The sequence below is a fragment of the uncultured Imperialibacter sp. genome (assembly GCF_963974565.1).
GTDB classification, from domain to species: Bacteria; Bacteroidota; Bacteroidia; order Cytophagales; family Cyclobacteriaceae; genus Imperialibacter; species Imperialibacter roseus.
Genome location: NZ_CAXBCJ010000018.1, coordinates 120,136 through 140,404, shown reverse-complemented (window position 1 = coordinate 140,404; position 20,269 = coordinate 120,136). Strand labels below are relative to the sequence as shown.

The 20,269-nt window shown below is 45.8% G+C and carries 15 protein-coding genes; 8 read left to right on the top strand and 7 right to left on the bottom strand.

The genetic code is table 11. The features are described from left to right. Nucleotides 1–185: 185 nt before the first annotated feature. From AAC052_RS21555 to AAC052_RS21545, 3 genes are all read right to left on the bottom strand, one after another. Complete coding sequence (locus tag AAC052_RS21555; RefSeq protein WP_339815460.1) at nt 186–3,242, bottom strand: CHAT domain-containing tetratricopeptide repeat protein; 3,057 nt, start codon at nt 3,240–3,242, stop codon at nt 186–188. Nucleotides 3,243–3,476: 234 nt separating this feature from the next. Then, on the bottom strand, nt 3,477–4,907 hold the full coding sequence (locus tag AAC052_RS21550) for a TonB-dependent receptor (protein ID WP_317491340.1): 1,431 nt from the start codon (nt 4,905–4,907) through the stop codon (nt 3,477–3,479). A 203-nt stretch (nt 4,908–5,110) separates the two neighbouring features. Beyond that, a complete protein-coding gene (locus AAC052_RS21545; protein WP_339815459.1) occupies nt 5,111–6,910 on the bottom strand; it encodes an acyl-CoA dehydrogenase family protein in 1,800 nt (599 codons plus the stop codon). Nucleotides 6,911–7,184: 274 nt separating this feature from the next. Here AAC052_RS21545 and AAC052_RS21540 point away from each other — a divergent pair, with 274 nt between their 5' ends. The 3 genes from AAC052_RS21540 to AAC052_RS21530 all read left to right on the top strand — a co-directional run bounded on the left by AAC052_RS21540 (nt 7,185) and on the right by AAC052_RS21530 (nt 12,515). Further along, the gene (locus AAC052_RS21540) at nt 7,185–9,950 is read left to right on the top strand and encodes an FAD-binding and (Fe-S)-binding domain-containing protein (RefSeq protein WP_339815458.1); all 2,766 of its coding nucleotides are present in this window, start codon (nt 7,185–7,187) and stop codon (nt 9,948–9,950) included. A 38-nt stretch (nt 9,951–9,988) separates the two neighbouring features. Then, entirely contained in the window at nt 9,989–11,098 is a 1,110-nt protein-coding gene (locus AAC052_RS21535; RefSeq protein WP_317491343.1) for an alanine--glyoxylate aminotransferase family protein, read from the top strand. 73 nt (nt 11,099–11,171) lie between these two features. Continuing rightward, the gene (locus AAC052_RS21530; RefSeq protein WP_339815457.1) at nt 11,172–12,515 is read left to right on the top strand and encodes a D-arabinono-1,4-lactone oxidase; all 1,344 of its coding nucleotides are present in this window, start codon (nt 11,172–11,174) and stop codon (nt 12,513–12,515) included. Nucleotides 12,516–12,554: 39 nt separating this feature from the next. On the opposite strand, the gene AAC052_RS21525 is transcribed toward AAC052_RS21530, so the two are convergent. The 4 genes from AAC052_RS21525 to AAC052_RS21510 all read right to left on the bottom strand — a co-directional run bounded on the left by AAC052_RS21525 (nt 12,555) and on the right by AAC052_RS21510 (nt 14,881). Then, on the bottom strand, nt 12,555–12,773 hold the full coding sequence (locus AAC052_RS21525) for a hypothetical protein (RefSeq protein WP_151999903.1): 219 nt from the start codon (nt 12,771–12,773) through the stop codon (nt 12,555–12,557). A gap of 81 nt (nt 12,774–12,854) precedes the next feature. Further along, nucleotides 12,855–13,373, bottom strand: a complete 519-nt coding sequence (locus tag AAC052_RS21520) for a hypothetical protein (protein WP_339815456.1) — start codon at nt 13,371–13,373, stop codon at nt 12,855–12,857. A 54-nt stretch (nt 13,374–13,427) separates the two neighbouring features. Next, complete coding sequence (locus AAC052_RS21515; RefSeq protein WP_339815455.1) at nt 13,428–14,420, bottom strand: helix-turn-helix domain-containing protein; 993 nt, start codon at nt 14,418–14,420, stop codon at nt 13,428–13,430. A 47-nt stretch (nt 14,421–14,467) separates the two neighbouring features. Further along, nucleotides 14,468–14,881 (bottom strand): nuclear transport factor 2 family protein, encoded by a 414-nt coding sequence (locus tag AAC052_RS21510; RefSeq protein WP_339815454.1) that lies wholly within the window; start codon nt 14,879–14,881, stop codon nt 14,468–14,470. A 151-nt stretch (nt 14,882–15,032) separates the two neighbouring features. On the opposite strand from AAC052_RS21510, the gene AAC052_RS21505 reads away from it, so the two are divergent. The 5 genes from AAC052_RS21505 (at nt 15,033) to AAC052_RS21485 (ending at nt 20,226) form a co-directional block, all read left to right on the top strand. Next, the gene (locus AAC052_RS21505) at nt 15,033–17,207 is read left to right on the top strand and encodes a TonB-dependent receptor (RefSeq protein ID WP_339815453.1); all 2,175 of its coding nucleotides are present in this window, start codon (nt 15,033–15,035) and stop codon (nt 17,205–17,207) included. 21 nt (nt 17,208–17,228) lie between these two features. Next, the gene (locus AAC052_RS21500) at nt 17,229–17,645 is read left to right on the top strand and encodes a DUF2141 domain-containing protein (RefSeq protein WP_339815452.1); all 417 of its coding nucleotides are present in this window, start codon (nt 17,229–17,231) and stop codon (nt 17,643–17,645) included. 5 nt (nt 17,646–17,650) lie between these two features. Then, entirely contained in the window at nt 17,651–18,325 is a 675-nt protein-coding gene (locus AAC052_RS21495; RefSeq protein WP_339815451.1) for a hypothetical protein, read from the top strand. Nucleotides 18,326–18,412: 87 nt separating this feature from the next. Continuing rightward, nucleotides 18,413–19,462, top strand: a complete 1,050-nt coding sequence (locus AAC052_RS21490) for a histidine kinase (protein ID WP_339815450.1) — start codon at nt 18,413–18,415, stop codon at nt 19,460–19,462. Continuing rightward, on the top strand, nt 19,462–20,226 hold the full coding sequence (locus AAC052_RS21485) for a LytTR family DNA-binding domain-containing protein (RefSeq protein ID WP_339815449.1): 765 nt from the start codon (nt 19,462–19,464) through the stop codon (nt 20,224–20,226). Before AAC052_RS21490 ends, AAC052_RS21485 begins: the two co-directional genes overlap by 1 nt. Nucleotides 20,227–20,269: the final 43 nt, after the last annotated feature.

Here is a 20,269-nt window from a genome sequence, read left to right as displayed (position 1 = left end):
TCTCCAGCCGGATAGGCTTGCATCTTTCGCTTTTTTATGCAAGTACAAAACACCCATCCCAAAAATCAATCCCCCAGAAATACAGATAGATTCTAATTTTCAAGAGAGCCCTTTGAACCTGTGAAAAGGTACTATAGTACATTTCCAGAGGATTGCGTCGCTGGGTATAAATTTCAAGATTGGAATCAGCCTTTTCCAATCAGAATGAATGAACCCCAGAAATAGGGACTTTCATATTTCTCCCTTACGTTCATCTGTGCCTTTCGAAATGACTGCCGGATGTTTCCCGAACTCAGGTAGTACTTGTAAAAGGAAATCATCAGGTCTTTAGTGACCTCGTCATCAACCTTGTTCAAACTCAGGATCAGGTTCCTGGCTCCGGCCACTTTAAGAGCTCTCTGAAGACCATAAACGCCCTCGCCATTCATTACTTCTCCCAATCCTGTCTCACAGGCAGACAATACCACAAGGTCTGTGTTGTCTAAGTTAAGGTTCATTGCCTCGTAGGCAGTTAAAATACCATCTTCCGACTCCAGGTCTGCATCCTTTCCTGTCACATAGTCTACAAAGAAATTGTTGGCATCAGCAAGCACAAGACCTGACTTGAATAACGGGTTAGTGTCAGTGGTGTTAACATTCTTTGAAATAAATGGTGGATTATCAAGGAAGTAACCATGGGTAGATATATGTAGAATCTTAGGACTTACCAGACCCTTTATTCTTTCTTCTCTAGCTAGCTTATCTGTACTTATTTTAGAATTCCAACCAGAGTCTCTCAGCATATCATCAATGGCATGTATTTCAACCATGGTTCCTGGCAGGGGCTGGAACATATTGATAAAGGCTGTTTTGCTATTTGTTGCCAGCTCACTGGGAATGTGACCATAGTCAGGATTACCGATAAGGATGGCTGTTTTCTCATTGTTTTTTTCGGCTCTGCTGAATTCTACAACGTCTTTGGTACTCGTGACAAAATTTACGTCAAGCAAATCGGCCAGGTATTTCTTTTGATCAGGAATGAATAATGTTTCAGGGTTAAACTTATTGTAGACCCCATCAGGAGAGAAATAGATTTTTTTCACGCCACCTAAACGTTCCTGTATTTTGGCCCAAAACTGCACGTAGGTTTCGTTGTCTGTTACACCAAATTTCAAAGAATTGAAAAACGCTGAGTAATATTGTTTTTCGAGTTGATTGCCATTGTCGAGCAGAACCAGCTCGGGGTTCGTGTATGAGTCGGGCTTAATAATTAGGGCGGCATACTGTATGTGATCCGAGAAACCGTAGATGAGGTTGTCGTTGTCGCCGTACAGGCTTTTGAACTCCCGGAATCTGACAATTTCTACAGCCGCCTCGCCTTCCTTGAGGTTTCTTCTAATGTCGACCCAGCTGTATTGCTTATCATCTCCAGAGGTGAAGTAGGATGACTGGTAAGCCAGTTTCTTTTCAAGATTATTAATGTTGACCTCAAGTTCATTAATATTGATATTCATCTCCTTGAGCTTGGCTGTACCCACCTGGTAAAACTTTGCCAGACGGGCTTTCAGCGTCTTCCAGAGAATAAAGTCCTGGATCAATTGCTCATCACCGCTGGCGAGTACATTCTTCCTCACTTTGTCCGAGGCGTAGAAAATAATAGCCTTTGTTGCCAGTTGGTTGTCGTATAGGTCTCCCAGTATCGCCGGGGACTCTTTCATAAGCTTAAGCGCTATAGTGTTGAAGCGCTCTACATCCTCCCGAACCGTGTTGTAAAAAACTTCCCTTTCAATTTCGCTAAGAGCAGGAAATATTTTCGCTACCTGCCCAACCTGTATTTTGATAGCCTCCTTGAAAAATTCACCTGATTTTTTTGGTTGATCATGTGTGATATAATACAGGCCAAGATTCTCCAACGACCGAGCATAAGAAGGGTGATTTTCGCCCAAGCTCACTTTTCGCAGGTTTAGCGCCTGAAGATAAAGTGCCTCCGCTCTTTGATGATCCCCTGTGTTCGAGTAGAGCACGGCCATGTTGTTGATCAAAGTGGCATAGTCAGGATGACTTTCCCCCAAAACTACTTTGTCTATCCTTAGGGCGTCTTCATAGTATTTTTTCGCCTCATCATATTTTTTTTGAGTCCGACGGATTCCAGCTATGTTGTTGAGTGAAGTAGCGTACTTTGGGTAGTATTCTCCATAGTTGGCCTTGTATATATCAGCTGCCTCCTTGAAGAGCTCAAAAGCTTTGTCTAAGTCGCCTCTGTCGTTGTAGTAACTGGCCAGGTTGTTCGCAGCGGTGGCGTAGTTGGGGTGCCGGGGGCCAAATATTTTCTTACTGAGAACAAAGGCCTCCTGCAGGTGACCTCCTGCCTTTTCATAGTTACCCAGGTCTATGTATAGAATTCCCAGGTCATTCAATGTTTCCAAAATAAGTCCCTGGTCAATTCCTTCCCTCTTCTTTTTCAGCTCAAGCGTTTTCAGAAGCACTCTTTCAGACTCCCCGTATTTACCCAAATACTCATACACTATCCCCAGGTGCTCCAGATTTTCAAGGTATTCTAATTTGTGAGTGAGTGAATTGGCCTCATACAGCTCGTCGCTGTGTTGGATAAAAGAAAATGCTTTGTCGGGTTGCCCCAGTTTAATGTAGATTCTTCCGAGGTCGCTATAGGAGTTAGCCATCAGAAACATTACAGTCGAGTGATTTTGTTCGAGCAGCGTATGGGCCTTCTCAAAATTTACGACGGCCATCTCCAATTCGCCTATGTATTCATAGAAGGCTCCCAGTTCCTGCATTGCCTTGATATAGTCCGTACTGCTATCCCCTTTAATTGCACCAATCACTTGTACCAGCTCTTTGTAAAGCCGCTCTGATGCTCCAAAATCTCCCAAGATCTTACTAACATTGGCTGCGTTGGTCAAAGCATTTGCGTAATCCTCATTGCTGGTTTGCCCAAGATTTCGCCAGGTTTCAACAGATTTCAATAGATACTTCTTGCTATTACCCAGGTCGTCCAGGTCCCAATAGAGCATTCCGAGATTGTTTAGCAGCACGGCTTCCTGCCCGGTGGGCTTACCTGCGTTTTGGGCACTCAGCACATTATAGGCATCCTGCAAATACATCAGAGACCTTTTCTGATCGGTATCGAAGTAGTAATCGCTGCTATCCAGCAGTGATTCCCAAGTCTGAGCAGAGAGGTTAGAATGAATGGACAGAGATAGAAAAATAAGAAAAAACAGAATGCTACTTAATCTGAATTGCATCACGTATTGGTTTAGGTAGAAGTCTAAAATGCTACTTTGTTTACAAAGGTTAGGTTGGCTTCACAAAGCGTTTCAATCAGCATCTTACAGCTTCATAAGACTGCAAGGGACTTAAAAAATTACTTAACATTAAAGTTATTCAATTTTCTTAAAGAGCGTTTCGCTCAAAGCCAACTTTCTCGAAATTATTAAAGACTATAGGCTCCAGCGCTCCAAACAAAGCAATAAAAAGCGCTAGTCATCTTCTTCCATAGCAACCGGTGAGGGGTAGTCAAAAAGGAGGTTTTTCTTAATAGCGGCAGCCACCTTGTGCGGAACAAATTGCTCCCAACCATCTTCTCCATTTTGTATCATTGCCAGGACTTTGTCCGAAATGATGCTCAAATTTTTCTCATTTACTTTCGATAAGTCTTCTATTTTTTTGTTTTCCAGAAGGTAATCGTAGAGGTGTCTGAGGTGCCCGGCTGGCTTAAAATTGGCACAAGTCATCAATTCTTTGGATTCAAAGTCTTTGATGTAGGGGTAAACAAACAGTTTAATATTTATACCGAAAAGCTCACCAAAGGCCTGTAGAATTCCGCCATTTAGGTCTGAGTAGTACTTTTCATCAAAAATCCTAAGCAGGTTGTTGAAGCCAAGTATAATCCCGATTTTTTTCCCCCTTGTGTATTGAGCGAAATAGGTGGCTAGTTTGTAATACTCCTGATAATTTGAAATGATTACATTTTGACCAAGCGAACAAAGGATGTCGACCCTGTCAAGGAAGTCATTTTCATCGATTTTACCATCCTTGGTTAGGTCATTGAGAGTAAGCTCCGAAAGCACTATGAGTTTCTTCGGGTCAACGTCGGCTTCTTTTTTGAACTGCCTCAAGCCAGCAATCATCATGTCCACATTGACAAGTGTCACCGGCCGGAATCTTCCACGAAGAACAAGGACGTTCTTTTTGTACAATGCTTCCGACGGTTGCAGCACATCTCTGTTCGCACCAAACATCGCCATTTGCGTCAACCCGTTTTTAACCAGCTTCAAGCTCATCAGGCGGTTGTCCACATGGTGGAAGTCGGGCCCCTCCAGGCGGAACATGTCAATTTCTATTCTGCCCTCACTTAGGTTGTCGATCAGAGAAATGATAAACTCTTCAGGATCCATGTAGTGATAGCAGGCGTAAAGCAAGTTAACGCCAACTATACCCAGTGCTTGCTGCTGCCAAAGCGCATCAGTGTCGTTCAGCACAAGGTGGATGATGCAGTCGTTGGGCTGTGTATTGGGGTGGAGCTGAAACCGGATGCCTATCCAGCCATGTCCCTTATTGGTTCTTTTGAAATTGAGCGTTTCAACGGTGTTAGCGAAAGCAAAGAAGGTGGTTCGCTTGGCTCTGTAGCTTAACCGCTTGGTGAGCAGGTTGTACTCTTTGTCCAGCATTTGATGCAGGCGAGGCTCGCATACATACCTGTCGCAAGGCCCATAGATGGCATCACTGAAGGTCATGTCGTAGGCTGACATCGTTTTGGCGATACTACCCGATGCTCCCCCTGCCTTGAAAAAATGAGCTGCGGTTTCCTGACCGGCGCCTATTTCAGCAAAGGTGCCGTAAATTTTTTCGTCAAGATTTATTTTTAGCGCTTTTTCCTTGGTGGTGAGCTTTCGAAAGGATGCATCCATACACTTAGTCCTGTTTGAACAAAATTAGTCGTATTATAATTAAAACTGAATCTTTGAGAGGTGTTTTTAATGTAAACAATCAAAGCACCATTTTGATTTCTAATTCACAAAAAAGCTTCCGAAAGCATCATGCTTTTTGACTATAACGCAAAAAAAATCCGCCTTGTCGGGGCGGATTTTGATTTCACTATCCACTTATCCTACTATGCTAACGGATATCCTGATTTCTCTATCATCACACTGGCTATCTCACGCCTCAACTGTATGGTGTTAACAGGACTCATCTTGGTAAACCGCTTCATTCCCATGAGCATCACTTTCTGTTCGTCGCCCTTGACAAAACCGGCGATTGCCTCTTTTCCGGCGCTGTTGACTTTTTCCACTGCCTCGGTCAAATATACACGGGCAAGTTTCGCCTGAAGAGCGTTGGCACTTTCTCCGGTCTTTGACACCAGCTTTTCAGTTCTAAGTAGTGTCGATTCAGCTACATACACCTCAATCATCATGTCGGCAATGCACATCAGTATTTCCTGCTCGTCATTCAGCTTAGGCCCAAAAGTCTGAGCCGCCTTGCCGGCTACCATTAATATGGCCTTCTTCAGGTTCTTCAATATTTCTTTCTCTTCGGCAAAGGGCTTGGTAAGATCAGGAGATGCGAAGGAGGGAACTGACGTAAGCTCTTTGGCCACCGCCATCGCCGGTTGCAGTATATCCAGCTCGCCTTTCATGGCTCGTTTCAATACCATGCCTACCAGAAGCATTCTGTTGATTTCGTTGGTGCCTTCATAAATTCGGGTGATTCTGGCGTCTCTGTAGGCTCTCGCCATCGGCGCCTCTTCAGAGAAACCCATACCACCATAAACCTGCACACCTTCGTCTACCACAAAATCCAGCACCTCCGATCCATGCACTTTCAGAATGGCACACTCAATGGCAAACTGCTCAACGCCTTTCAGCTTGGCTTCATTTTCAGGCATGCCGTTCGCTATCAGGTCGGTGATTTTGTCATCGATGTTTTGGCCAGCTCTGTAGCAGGCCGATTCTATCGCATAGGTTTTAACCGCCATCTCAGCCAATTTGTGCTGAATAGCGCCAAAGGACGAAATGGAAACACCGAACTGCTTGCGGTCGTTGGCGTATTGGGTACTCATAGTGGCCACATCTTTGCAGCCGCCAATAACGCCGGCCGCAAGTTTAATACGACCAATATTGAGTATGTTCACTGCAATCTTGAAGCCATTTTCTCTGTCGGAAAGCATGTTTTCGACCGGCACGGGGCAATCATTAAAGAAAATTTGGCGGGTAGATGACCCTTTGATACCAAGCTTCTTTTCCTCTTCATTCATGGTGATGCCGCCGAAGGTGCGCTCTACCAAGAAGGCAGTTAGGTTCTTGTCGTCGCCTATCTTGGCAAACACGATGAACAGGTTAGCAAAACCTCCATTGGAAATCCACATCTTCTGCCCGGTAATAAGATAGTGTTTGCCATCCGGAGACAGAACTGCTTTTGTTTTGCCGGAGTTGGCATCGGAACCAGCATCGGGTTCGGTGAGGCAATAGGCCCCTTTCCACTCGCCACTGGCTAGCTTTGGCAAGTATTTATTCTTTTGTTCTTCAGTGCCATAGTACAAAATGGGTAGGGTGGCAATGCCCGTATGGGCGCCGTAAGCAGTAGAAAACGATCCGCCGGAACTGATAATGTCAGCAATGAGCATGCTGGTGTTAAAGCTCATGCCTAGCCCGCCATACTGCTCAGGTATAGAAATGCCCAGCAGGCCCAATTCACCCGCCTTTTCCATCACGCCAGGCATAAAACCCTCTTCAAGGCTGTCCATCCTGTCTACGTTTGGCTTGATTTCCTTTTCGATGAAATCTCTTGTGGCTTCCGCCATCATTTTCTGCTCTTCCGAAAACTCCTCAGGAATAAATATCTCGTCGGCTTCAGTTTCTCTGATCAGAAATTCACCTCCCTTGATGGCATCTTTGGCAACTGTAGTTTCCATGGCTAATGAAGAATTTTAAGTTTTGTAATTCGAATAAATAGTATGCATGCATACTATTTCAAATGTAAAGAAAAATAGTATGCATGCATAATAAATTGGTGTGAAAAATTTCAGGGTATCCATCGCATATATCATTGTTGACCGATTATCAGTTTAGCTGAGATTTTTTCCCCGAAATCAGTTAATATGGAGCGTTAATGAGCCCGTGAACCCGAGCTCAATATTTTGAGATATGCTTGAAGACGCCCTTTTAAAAATAATACCCAGGCCACGTGTGAAAACACGCCTGATTGACCGCTACGCCTATGCAAGCGACGCCAGCCATTTTTACCTGGTGCCCAAAGCTGTCGTGCAGCCCATCACAGCTGAAGAAATTCAAAGGCTTTTCGCCGTGTCTCAGGAGCTGAACATCCCAATTACGTTCCGGGCAGGAGGTACTAGTTTGTCGGGGCAAGCCGTTTCTGATGGCATATTGGCCGACCTTAGCAATTATTGGCGAAAGGTGATACCTGAGAATAATGGAGAAACCGTTAGGGTAGAGCCGGGAGCCATTGGCGCTCATGTAAATATTCACCTAAAGAAGTTTGGTAAAAAAATAGGGCCAGATCCAGCTTCGATCAATGCTGCCATGATGGGGGGCATCCTGTCCAATAACTCGAGTGGCATGTGCTGTGGTGTGGTCAATAATTCTTATCACACACTGAAGCATCTCACTTTTGTGCTTCCCAATGGGCAGGTTTTTTCCACAGAGAGGAAGGAAGACTATGATAGATTTCTGAGGGACTGCAAGGAAGTAGCGAACGGTCTGCTTGTATTGAAGCAGGAGGTTGAACAAAATAAGACATTAGTCGCCCGCATTCGCAAGAAATACAAGCAGAAGAACACCGTGGGCTATTGTATGAATGCCTTTCTCGACTACGAACATCCGCTGGATATATTGGCGCACGTGATCATTGGGGGAGAGGGAACCCTGGCATTTATTGCAGAAGCAGTATTGAACACTATTCCCGATTTCCCTTTCAAAATGACTGGCATGCTTTATTTTGACAGTCCGGCCGAGGCTTGTAACACCATTGCGGCTCTGAGAGATACAGGTGCAGAGGCTCTGGAGTTTATGGATCGGGCGTCGCTCAGGTCGGTGGAAAACATGCCCGGGGTTCCTGATTTTATTAAAACATTGCCTGAGCAGGCATCAGCCATTTTGTGTGAATACCAGGAAAGTACGCAGGAGCGGCTGGACACTAAATACGAAATGGCGAAGCCGACTTTGGCGAAGCTTCCTATGCTGTTTGAGCCAAGCTTTACGCAAAATCCAACTGAGCAAGCACTGTACTGGAAAATCCGAAAAGGAATGTATCCTTCAGTAGCTGGCATGCGGGCGAAAGGCACGTCAGCATTGATGGAAGATTTTACTTTCCCAGTCGAAAGGCTGGGAGAGGCTGTCGTAGATGTTCAACAGCTTTTCGTGAAGCATAAGTATGAAAATGGGATCATCTTCGGTCATGCGAAGGATGGCAACCTGCACTTTGTGGTGTCACAAAGTTACGCTACTCCGGAGGCCATCGCTTTGTATGAAGAGTTCAATGATGACTTGTTTGACCTGGTACTGAATAAATACGATGGCGCTTTGAAAGGGGAGCATAGCTCTGGCAGGGCTGTGTCGGCCTATGTTGAAACAGAGTGGGGCCCCGAGGCCTACAGCGTTATGAAAAGGCTGAAACAGTTGATTGACCCGCACAACTTGCTCAACCCAGGCATTGTGATCACCGAAGACAAAAAATGCCATGTTCACAACCTCAAGGTGATGCCAATTGTGGAAGAAGAGGTCGACAAGTGCATTGAGTGCGGATTCTGTGAAAATAGCTGTCCCAGTCGTGACTATACATTAACCCCCCGGAGGCGAATTGGCATTAGAAGGGCCATCAAGCGGGCAGAAATGGCCGGGGATCATGCTACGAAAGATGCGCTGTTGAAAGACTATGCTTTTGATGGAATAGAAACCTGTGCTGTCGACGGGATGTGCGCTACCAATTGTCCGGTTGATATTAATACAGGCGATTTGGTTAAGCGATTAAGGCGGGAAAACCATTCGTCATTTGAAAATAAAGTAGCCGTTGGTGTTGCAAGGAATTTCAAATGGCTTGAGAGCGGCACCAGGCTGGCACTTTGGAAAGGATTTCTCCTGAACAAGCTGTTCGGTCAGCAGTTCATGCCAAAGCTGACTTTGGGAATGAAACGTATCATTCCAGGTATGCCGCTCTGGTCCAATCACTTTCAAAAACCGGCTATGAAGGAGCTTTTTGAGTCTGGTCGTAGTGCACGTAGCGAGGGCCAGTCAGTCGTGTACTTCTCAAGTTGCATTTCAAGGATGATGGATGGCGACGGAGTGAGGGCTTTTTTGTCTGTGTGCAAAAAAGCCAATATCAATATCGTATTGCCCGATCAGTTGAAAGGGACGTGCTGCGGGCAAGTCTTTTCTTCCAAAGGCTTTGCAGAGGCATACAAGTTTACTGCCAACCAGGCTATTGAACGACTTTGGCAAAGCTCGCAGGAAGGAAAAATTCCGGTGGTGTTGGACGTGACAAGCTGCACTCAGACCATAAGATCCAGCAGGCCGTATCTTTCCGATGCTAACAAGGTTCGGTTTGATAAGCTGACCATTCATGATGTAATTGATTTCGCTGCCGAGATAGTGTTGCCGCAATTGCGCATTTCTGCGCAAAAAGACAAAATTGCGTTTCATCCAGTCTGTTCGGTGCAAAAAATGGGCTCTCTCGATCAGTTGAAACGAATCGGCAAAGCCTGTGCTAAGGAGGTAAAGGTGCCGGAATTTGCTGGCTGCTGCGGCATGGCCGGCGATCGTGGGTTTTACTACCCTGAGTTGACGAAGGCGGCGACAAAGAAAGAGTCGACTGAAGTGAAACAAGAGACGTACGACGGATATTATTCTACCTCTAAGACTTGTGAAATAGCGCTGTCTGAAGCCGTAGGAAAAAATTACGAATCGGTGATGAAACTTTTAGACGACGTAAGTAACTGAAAAATATATTTTTGATAAGAGAAGAAACCAGAACAATTATGACTTACCCATTTAATCCCCCTCATAGAGTACTAATGGGCCCTGGCCCGTCAGATGCACACCCGAGAGTGCTGAAGGCCATGTCTTCGCCGCTAATTGGGCATCTTGATCCTGAGTTTGTCAGGATGATGGACGAGGTGAAAAGCATGGTGCAGCAAACACTGCTTACCAAGAATAATCTCACCTTCGTTGTGTCAGCACCAGGTTCGGCCGGCATGGAGACCTGCCTGGTCAACCTGCTGGAGCCAGGCGACGAGTGCATCATTTGCGTCAACGGCGTTTTTGGTGGCCGGATGGTCGACATAGCCGAGCGCTGCGGGGCAAAGGTGCACAGAATTGACACCGACTGGGGCAAGGTAACCGAAGTGAGTCAGATCAAAAAAGTGTTGGATGTATGCCCAAAGCCAAAACTGGTAGCCATTGTGCACGCTGAAACTTCCACCGGGGCCATGCAGCCTTTGCAGGAGATAAGTGACCTGGTGCACAATGCAGGTTCGCTGCTCGTTGTTGATGCCGTTACTTCTTACACAGGAGCGCCCCTTAAAGTCGACGAATGGGGCATTGATGCCATTTATTCGGGTTCTCAAAAGTGCCTCAGCGCCCCTCCGGGGCTCTCGCCTGTCAGTTTTTCAGAGGCAGCAGTCAAGGTACTTGACAACCGCAAGACCAAAGTGCAAAGCTGGTTTCTGGACCTGACCATGGTGAAAAACTACTGGGCAGGGGCGAAGCGGGCCTATCATCACACCGGCCCTGTGTCTGCCATTTTTGCGCTGCACGAGGCATTGAATATTGTTTTGGAAGAGGGATTGGAAGAGCGCTGGGCCAGGCACGAGGTTGTGCACAATTATTTGAAGATGAAACTGGAGGCTTTGGGCTTTAAGTTTGTGGTAGATGAGCAGCATCGTTTGCCGAACTTGAATGCCGTTTACTTACCTGAGGGTGTTGACGAAGCTACGCTCAGAACTCGTCTGTTAAATGACTATAATATCGAAGTTGGTGGAGGCTTAGGCGTGTTTGCAGGCAAAATCTGGCGAATAGGTATTATGGGCGAAAGCTGTACCAAAAACCATGTGAACATGCTGGTGGGTGCGCTGGAGGAGATGCTCTAGGAAATTGAGGTACGCAGGTGGGGCATTCATCAGGAAAATTGCTAACTTCTTGCCAACCTATACCTGACATCGTATGAAGAGAAAGGAGTTTTTGAAAACAACGGGCGCATTTGTAGCCGGATCAATGGTGGTGCCGCTGGTTTCTTGCGAAGATAAGCCGACGGAAGTGCGAAAGAACTGGGCTGGCAATTATCAGTACAAAGCAAAGAACCTTCTGGAACCCAAAACCACCGAGGAACTTCAGGGGCTTGTCAGAAAGTTGTCGAGTCAGAAGGCGTTGGGTTCAAAACACTGCTTTAACAATATAGCTGACAGCCCTGAAAATCAGATATCTACTAAAAACTTCAATAAGGTTTTGGGGATCGATGAAGAGGCGATGACTGTGACGGTAGAGTCGGGTGCCAAGTATGGGGAGTTTGCCCCGGAGCTTCATCAGAAGGGTTTCGCTTTGCACAATCTGGCTTCCCTGCCTCATATTTCTGTTGCCGGTGCTGCTGCCACGGCCACTCACGGGTCTGGTGTGGGGAATGGAAACCTGGCAAGCGCTGTGAAGGGGCTTGAGCTGGTGGATGGCAACGGTCAACTGGTGAAATTGAAAGAAGGTGATCCGGATTTCTATGGAGCTGTCGTCGGCCTTGGCGCATTGGGCATTGTTACGAAAGTGACGCTTGATATAGAGAAGACCTTCGATGTGAGGCAGGACGTTTTTCAGGATTTACCGCTGGCATCTTTGGAAAAGGATTTTGAAGCTATTATGTCTGCCGGCTACAGCGTCAGCTTATTTACTGACTGGCAGAACCAGGTGGTCAGCCAGGTGTGGATCAAAAGGCGGATGGACGAGGAAATAACAGATGCCTGCGTCGAATTCTATGGAGCAACCGCTGCCACCAACAACCTGCATCCCATTACCCGTCTTTCAGCTGAAAATTGTACCGAGCAAATGGGCAAGCCAGGCCCCTGGTACGACCGCCTGCCGCACTTCAAGATGGGCTTTACGCCCAGCAGTGGGGAGGAGCTACAGTCGGAGTTTTTTGTTCCCATGGGAAATGCCGTAGACGCTATTTTGGCGCTTGAGAAAAAACGTGACCTGATCTTTCCACAATTGATGATCACTGAAATTCGAACCATTGCAGCCGACGAGCTGTGGATGAGCACAGCTTACAGGCAGCCAAGCGTAGCCATTCATTTTACCTGGAAGCAAAACTGGCCGGAGGTAAGCAAGCTACTGCCAATGATTGAAGCAGAGTTATCTCCATTTGGAGTCAGGCCACATTGGGGCAAGTTGTTTACCGTAGCTCCCGAAACTTTGCATGACAGGTATCCAAAATACCAGTCGTTTTTGGAGTTGGTCAAAAAATATGACCCACAAGGCAAGTTCAGGAATGAGTATTTGGATCTGAATGTCTATCAGGCCTGAGAGATTAAGTGTGCGCCTGCTTGAAAGGAAACAGGCGTCTTACAGGTCTTTGATTTTATTCTTAATGGCTGAAATTTCAGTGTCTAGCTCCTTCAAAGACTCTGCCACATACCCATAAAAGTCGGAGCTCTCCTCCTGTAACTCTTTTAAGGCAGATTCTATCATCTTTTGCCGCTCAAGAACGAATGAAAACTTGGCATCTGTCACATTTCTGTGCCTTTCAAATCGTTTTATAAGATTTTGTATGTTCTCGCTCATGGTGGATTAAACAATTGGAATTTATTAAAAATTCTCGACTGAGCAAGAGCAAATTCTTCAACAGACTAATGATAGTGCAAATTACTCCATCCTCTCATACAAAATGCGCCAGCTCAGCGCCCAGGTTTTTCCTCCATCCGATGAGAGTTCCCAGTCCCATGTAAACGAGTCGTGTTGGATGTTGTAAAACACCATGCGCTGCTGGATTCGCTTGTCGCCCCGCCCAAATACCTGGGTCTTAAAGATTCGTTTATCTCCCACAAATTCACCTTCGAAATCGAAATAACCGCCCTGGTTATCAGCCCAGGCCTGTTTCCATCTCTTAAGCTGGGGCTGGTAAACGGAAATGCTCGTGCCCTTGAAACCCTTGTTTTGCCCTCCGTCGAGTTCGAAAGTCTCTCGAACCACTGTTCCGTCGAGAATTTTGTCAATGGTGTTGATGCCGTATTGTTGCACACCATTTCCCTCATCATAGGTCGCTTTCCATTTTCCTACCCAAAAGTCGAAGTATTGGGTTGTGTCAATTTTGCTAATTTGAAGTTCCTGACAATGTGCCTCATAGCCACAGGTTACCAGAACAATTAAGATGATCCTTTTCATAGATTGATAGTTTTTGATTTCCAGTCAATCTATGTTGAAAAAAGACCGAAGGAGTTAATCCGTGGAAATGTTAACCGGTTTTTTGTGAGCGGTTCTCCATTCCACTGGCGTTTTTCCTGTTGCTTTTTTGAACGACTTGTAAAAAGAGACTTTGTTGTTGAAACCGCTCAGGTGCGCTATGTCGATAACCTTTTTATTCGTGTCGTTCAAAAGGTCGATGGATTCTCTTATCCGGTAGTCATTCAGCAGCTTGTTAAATCCATCGTATTTCTGGTTGATGATTTCACTTAGCTGATAGGGCTTTAATGATAAGTCGTTCGAAAGGTCGTTCAGCCTGTATTCACCATTCAGGTAAGGCTTGCACTCCCTGAAATGGTGCTCGATTTGTGAAAGTACTGTTTCCGAAATGTAGGTGCTTAGCTTTTCTTCTACAGCGAGTTGGTTGATGAATTGGGGCTGCAGATAAGATTTGATCAACAGCGCATAAATAAAGAAACATGAAGCGGCGGCAATCAGGTAGTCAAATTCCAATGTCAGTGTTTTTGTGGCAACCATAATGGAGTATAGCACAAACAGCAGGGCATAGGCCAGCAATGGTATAAATAGCCAGCGTCGAACGTTCGCTTGCCTGTTTCGTGCGAAAGGGAAGGAAAGAACCGCATATAGGAGCAGGTGAAACGGCTGCAAGAGGAAAAGAAACATTGGACTTATCGGCATGTATAGAGCGAAGATGGCCACAAGGAAGGGAAGAAAATGAAGGAGGGTGGGCCACTTTGTTGCCTGTTGGATTGAGATACCTCTAATGAGTAAATAGAAAAGCGGAGCGATAAGAAAAGTGACGTATTGAACCCACCAGAGGTAGGTAGGTGTATCCAGTTTGGCCCAATATGCCACATAAAAGGCAAGTAGTAACGCAAAGAACAGAGAAATCAGCGAGAGGTAGTCAGACTCAGAACGACGGTATTTTACTTTGAGTAACACCGAAAGTAAAACCCCCTGAAAAGCACCCAGACTAAATAACAGAAGTGTTAGTTCATTTGCGGGCATCCGATTCATTTGTTTGTACCTGATAAACAACCGACAGCTAGCGCCCCCTAAGTGCCAGTTCTGGCGTTGATAAAGCGCACTTCGAAAATCTTTCCGTCACTTACTTTGTAAATGGCAATTGCTTCAAGCCGGGGTTTGTTCTTGTCAAAGACCACACTTTCGTGGTCAATAACCGTATTGCCTAAAACAGTTCGGTTGACAATGTCGCAGTGAAGGTCAACGGCAGTTTGAAAGAAACCTTCGTATCCTTTTCTAAGGCTCCCAATTCCGTCCATAAGTAGTTTGTCAGGATAGTTATAAATCTTGACGGTGTCGCTGTACGTGTCAAGAAACTTGTCAATGTCTCTGGCATTGTAGGCGTCCAACTGGCGGCTCACTACGTCAACAGGTTCGGTTGAGTGCTGGGCCTGGCTGCCGGTGGCTACCAGCGCAAATGCGAAGAAAAAGAGTATGGTTTTCATGCTTTTCAATTCAAGGTCGATTAAAGATAAAAACATCCATCCAAACCCTGCATCATTTCATCCGGCTTCTTCTACAGTTCAGTCACTTCTATTATTAAAGCGGTCGGGAGCATGGCACCTTTGAATCATTCAACGACAAACAAGTGATTCAATGATACAGCTACTAAAAATCGTTTTTTATGTTCTGGCGCTACTTTTTTCAACACCCCTTATTGCGCAAACAATCATCAAGGGGGTGATCACCGAGAAATCAGGTGAGCCTATTCCCGGCGTCAACATCTATGTCGACGGCACTTATGATGGTGCTACCACAGACATGGAAGGGGCGTTTTCCTTTGAAACTGTGGAGGCCGGAGACCAACAACTGGTGGCAACATTTATTGGCTACAAGAAGCATGTAACGGAACTGAGGCTGGAAGGCAAGTCGATAGACTTAACCATCCAACTTCAGGAGGAAATCAACAAACTTGATGGCGTTACAATTACGGCGGGCACTTTCGAGGCAAGCGATGAGAAAAAGTCGGTCGTACTGAAACCACTCGATATTGCCATGACAGCGGGGGCGACTGCCGACATTCCAGGGGCGTTGAATACACTGCCAGGGACTCAAAAAGTTGGAGAGTCGGGGCGACTTTTTGTGAGAGGAGGGGCCAGCACCGAAACCAGAACTTTTGTTGACGGCATGCTGATGAACAGCTTCTACAACACCAGCGGCCCCAATATGCCAGGCCGCTCAAGGTTTTCGCCCTTCCTGTTCAAAGGCACGTTTTTCAGTACAGGCGGTTACAGCGCTGAATACGGACAAGCGATGTCGTCGGCCCTGGTGCTCAACACCTTTGACCTCCCCGAACAAACCGAGTCAAACATTTCTTTGATGAGTGTGGGTGGAAGCGCAAGCCACACTGAAAGATGGGAGAGGGGATCCGTGTTTGGAGAGCTTGCTTATACTAACCTGAAGCCATATCAGTCGCTGATCAATCAGGCATATGACTGGGAAAAGCCTTCTGAATCGTTGGGCGGTTCTTTTATGGTAAGACAAAAAAGTGGGAAGAGCGGAATTTTCAAGCTTTATGGCTCGTTTGCCAATGCTTCCTTTGCGCTTCGTCAGCCTGATATCAACAGCCCGGGCGGCAGCAACAGAATCGCCATAAAGAACGGATACAGCTACCTCAATGCCACATACAAGAACCAGCTGGGAGGTGGTTGGTACTATAGCGGAGGTGTTAGTCAAACTATTTCTGAAGACAATATTGACTTCGACGCCGACCGTGTAGACAAGGGGGAGCATGCCTGGCATGTGAAGTCAGTCTTCACTAACGATAGCAACGAGAAGATGACGCTTAAGCTTGGTCAGGAGGTAATTGTCAGAGATTTCGCTGATAACATTACGAGTGCAGAAGGGCAAAGCCTGATCAATGAAAAGACGGAGACGTTGCCCGCTACGTTTGCAGAGGCTGATGTTTACCTGTCCAATAAGTTTGTGTTCAGAACCGGAGCAAGGTTGGAGTATTCGTCTCTCATTGATAGCTGGAACCTGGCACCAAGAGCATCGCTGGCCTACAAAACCACAGCATTCAGCCAGGTGTCCTTCGCTTATGGTAGGTTTTACCAAACGCCAGATAATGAACGCTTTCGGGTAACTACCAGCCTTTCGTCTGAAGTTGCCTCCCACTACATTCTTAACTATCAAATTCAAAAAGATAACAGGACGTTCAGAGTGGAAGGCTACATGAAGGCGTATGATAAGCTAGTGAAATACAATGGGAACGAACCTTATAACCCAACCTACTTCAACAATAAGGGGTATGGTGATGCCAATGGCCTGGATATTTTCTTCCGAGACGCCAAAACGTTTCGGAACATCGACTACTGGGTGTCCTATTCATTTCTCGATACCGAAAGAGACTATCTCACATTTCAGTCGTCAGCGGTGCCTGGGTTTGCTTCGAAACATAACTTCTCTTTCGTTTACAAGCACTTTATCGACGCCATCAAGTCGCAGGTTGGGTTTACTTACTCTTATGGTAGCGGCCGCTACTATAACGACCCCAACAAAGATGGGGTCATGAACAGTCAGCTTCCCAGCTATCAGGACTTCAGCTTTAACATAGCTTATCTGTTTCGTCCGCAGGTTATCTTCTATGCTTCAGCCACCAACCTGCTGGGTCGGGACAACGTCTTCGGTTACCAGTTTGCAGACTACCCAAACAGCGACGGTGTCTTTGAGTCGAGAGCTATCGGGCAGCCAGCTAAACGTTTCTTGTTCCTTGGAGTTTTCATTACGCTATCTAAGGACAAGTCAAAGAATCAACTCGAAAACTTATAATTCAACTTAAATATCATAACAATGAAAAATGTACTGATGATGATTTTGCTACTGGCTGGTATTGAAAGTCAGGCCGGCGATAACCAGGGCAAGCTGGTAGTGAAAGTTACCAACCCGGGTGACCTGAAAGGCCAGGTAATGGTTGGTTTGTTCGACAAGGAAGATAATTTCCTCAAGAAGCCAGTAAAGGGTGTTTCAGCGAAAGCAACAGCGGAAGGCCAGGAGCTTGTTTTTGAAAACCTCCCTTATGGAGAGTATGCCGTGAGCGTGATTCATGATGAAAATGAAAATGGCGAACTCGACACTTTTCTGGTCATTCCTACCGAGCCTTATGGCTTCAGTAATAATGTGATGGGCAAATTTGGGCCTCCCAGCTTTGAGCAGACCAAAATCAGCTTCAAAAAAGACACATCTGTAGAAATTAAACTTAACCGCTAATTGTCATGAAATCCTTAAAACTAAACACACTTATTGCTCTTCTGGCTCTTTTGTTGGTAGGTCAAGCCAATGCGCAAACGCCTTATGAAAAAGGAATGAAAGCAGCCCTGGAGCAATTGTTCTCGGCTGACGGAGGCAAAGAGAACTGGCAGAATGCAGCCAACAAGTTTGAGCGAATTGCCAACGTGGAAAAAGACAAATGGCAGCCACATTACTATGCTGCGCTTGCCTATACGTGGATGGCAACAAAAGAGGAAACTTTATCTCTGCAGGATGAGAAAATGAACAGAGCGAGGAAGCTTGTTGAAACCGGTTTGGAAGCCTCGCCAGACAATGTGGAGCTGATCACCATGCAAGGCTATGCGGACATGCTAAGTATTGCTTTCGACCCTGGCACCAGAGGCCAGACTTTGTCCACGAGGGTTTTTCAAACATTTGGCAAGGCCATCCAAATGGATCCAACCAACCCAAGAGCAAGGCTTTTCATGGCCCAAATGCAGGACGGCACGGAGAGCTTTTTCGGTCAGGGGCACGAGGGTTCTTGCCAAACGCTCACCAAAGCTGTAGAGAACTATGCTTTGCAAAAGGATAATGGAGATTTTTCCCCCACCTGGGGACAAGGAGCGGCCGAGCGAATGCTGAAAAACTGCCAAAAACCGGCTGAGGGAGAAGGGAACTAAAGTTAAACCATGGCTCATCAAATACTTGTAAATTAATCGAGCCTGTTGCACTTTAAGCTTCGTTTGGTTTTTTTCAAAAAAACAGAGATGCAAATCACCAGAAAGACTGTTCTGCGGGAGTTAAAGGAAATTGCCCTGCTAATTGTAGCCGGAGGCTTAATTGGTGGTTATCTTTCGTGTAATTCTTGCTTTGAAGAGCTCACCTCACTCACGGCGGCCATCTTTTGTCTTAATGCTGCGTTTTGGCTGTTTTTCTGGAAGGGTAATCAATATCTTTCCGAAATTATAGAAACACGGATAAGCTGGCTGGAGGCACCCGGCAAGCGGCTGTGGGTGGGTTTGGTTGTCATGGTGGTGTATACTTTGGTTGCGGCATCTATCATCTATTACTTATTTTATGTGGCATACATGGGGAAGGATTTAGCCACACTGCTATCCTCTGGATTCATGTATAACCTCGTCTTTCCGGTGTTCTGCACCATGTTGATCATGACATTCTTGTTTGGGCGGCAGTTTTTTATCAGCTGGAGGCAAACAGCTATTAACTTTGAAAAGCTAAAGTCGGAGCAGATGGCTTCTCAGTACGAAGCACTGAAAAGTCAGGTCAATCCGCACTTTCTGTTTAACTCACTGAATGTACTTACGTCGCTTGTTCATCAAGATCCGGACACTGCTGTGAAGTTCATTAAGAAGCTGTCGGAAGTGTATAGGTTTGTGCTGGAGTCAAGAAAGCAGGAGCTGATAGATCTTTCTACAGAACTAAGGTTTGTAAAAGACTACCTCTTCCTGCAGCAGATTCGGTTTGGCGATAACCTCAAATATGACATAAGTGTTCCTGATACATATATGCATAAAGTGGTACCCCCGTTGTCAGTTCAAATGCTGGTAGAAAACGCCATCAAGCACAACGAAATCTCACAGGATCATCCGCTGACAATTGCTATTTCTGTTCACGAGGAAACCTTGCGGGTTTCCAATACGCTTCAGGTAAAGCACACCAGGGAGCCCTCTTCCGGAACCGGACTCGCCAATATTAAGGACAGGTATGAGTTTCTGAGTGGCAAGAAAGTAATTGTCACACAGGAGAACGGTAAGTTTGAAGTAACCCTGCCTCTTTTAACCCTCGATAAAGTTTAATGAAGGTTTTAATAGTTGAAGACGAAAAGCTGTCGGCCGACAGACTGGCCCAGATGGTCAGAAAGATAGTGCCCGACGTAGAAATTCTCGCCCAGATCGATTCAGTAAAGAGAACAGTGGAGTGGTTAGCCAGCCAGCCAGCTCCCGACTTGTTGTTTCTCGATATTCAGTTGGCCGATGGGCTGAGCTTTGAAATATTCGAGAGGGTAGAAGTGAGAGTTCCCATCATTTTCACTACCGCCTACGATGAATACGCCATCAAGGCCTTCAAAGTGAATAGCGTTGATTATTTGTTAAAGCCCATTGACGATGACGAACTGAAAGCGGCCCTCATGAAGTTTAAAAGTTTGACTAAACCGTCTGGAGGTTCGTTAGGTTTGCCGATTGACAAGCTGGAAAGCCTTTTGGCGGGGTTAGCAAAAAGCTACAAAGAAAGATTTATCATTAAGGTGGGCGATCACCTGAAATCGGTGGAGGTAGCTGATATTGACCATTTTGTGAGCCAGGAGAAAGCCACTTTTGTTCAAAACAAGGAAGGTAAACGGTTTATCATTGACTTTACCCTTGACCAGGCAGAGGCGCTGATCGATCCCTCAGTCTTTTTTAGGATAAACAGGAAGTACATAGTGTCGTTTAAGTCCATCAAAGACATCATTGCCTGGTCCAACAGTCGTTTGAAGTTGGTGCTGCATAACTGCAACGACACGGACGTTGTTGTTGCAAGGGAAAAAGTAAATGCTTTTAAAATGTGGCTGGATCGTTAAATTTGAAGACCTTTGAATGATATTTTCATAGGTAAAATAAAGG

What these genes read in the sequence shown, in the direction of transcription:
- AAC052_RS21555 (WP_339815460.1), bottom strand. Translation starts at nt 3,242, where the DNA reads ATGCAATTCAGATTAAGTAGCATTCTGTTTTTTCTTATTTTTCTATCT.
- AAC052_RS21550 (WP_317491340.1), bottom strand. Translation starts at nt 4,907, where the DNA reads ATGGATGCATCCTTTCGAAAGCTCACCACCAAGGAAAAAGCGCTAAAA.
- AAC052_RS21545 (WP_339815459.1), bottom strand. Translation starts at nt 6,910, where the DNA reads ATGGAAACTACAGTTGCCAAAGATGCCATCAAGGGAGGTGAATTTCTG.
- AAC052_RS21535 (WP_317491343.1), top strand. Translation starts at nt 9,989, where the DNA reads ATGACTTACCCATTTAATCCCCCTCATAGAGTACTAATGGGCCCTGGC.
- AAC052_RS21530 (WP_339815457.1), top strand. Translation starts at nt 11,172, where the DNA reads ATGAAGAGAAAGGAGTTTTTGAAAACAACGGGCGCATTTGTAGCCGGA.
- AAC052_RS21525 (WP_151999903.1), bottom strand. Translation starts at nt 12,773, where the DNA reads ATGAGCGAGAACATACAAAATCTTATAAAACGATTTGAAAGGCACAGA.
- AAC052_RS21520 (WP_339815456.1), bottom strand. Translation starts at nt 13,373, where the DNA reads ATGAAAAGGATCATCTTAATTGTTCTGGTAACCTGTGGCTATGAGGCA.
- AAC052_RS21515 (WP_339815455.1), bottom strand. Translation starts at nt 14,420, where the DNA reads ATGCCCGCAAATGAACTAACACTTCTGTTATTTAGTCTGGGTGCTTTT.
- AAC052_RS21510 (WP_339815454.1), bottom strand. Translation starts at nt 14,881, where the DNA reads ATGAAAACCATACTCTTTTTCTTCGCATTTGCGCTGGTAGCCACCGGC.
- AAC052_RS21505 (WP_339815453.1), top strand. Translation starts at nt 15,033, where the DNA reads ATGATACAGCTACTAAAAATCGTTTTTTATGTTCTGGCGCTACTTTTT.
- AAC052_RS21500 (WP_339815452.1), top strand. Translation starts at nt 17,229, where the DNA reads ATGAAAAATGTACTGATGATGATTTTGCTACTGGCTGGTATTGAAAGT.
- AAC052_RS21495 (WP_339815451.1), top strand. Translation starts at nt 17,651, where the DNA reads ATGAAATCCTTAAAACTAAACACACTTATTGCTCTTCTGGCTCTTTTG.
- AAC052_RS21490 (WP_339815450.1), top strand. Translation starts at nt 18,413, where the DNA reads ATGCAAATCACCAGAAAGACTGTTCTGCGGGAGTTAAAGGAAATTGCC.
- AAC052_RS21485 (WP_339815449.1), top strand. Translation starts at nt 19,462, where the DNA reads ATGAAGGTTTTAATAGTTGAAGACGAAAAGCTGTCGGCCGACAGACTG.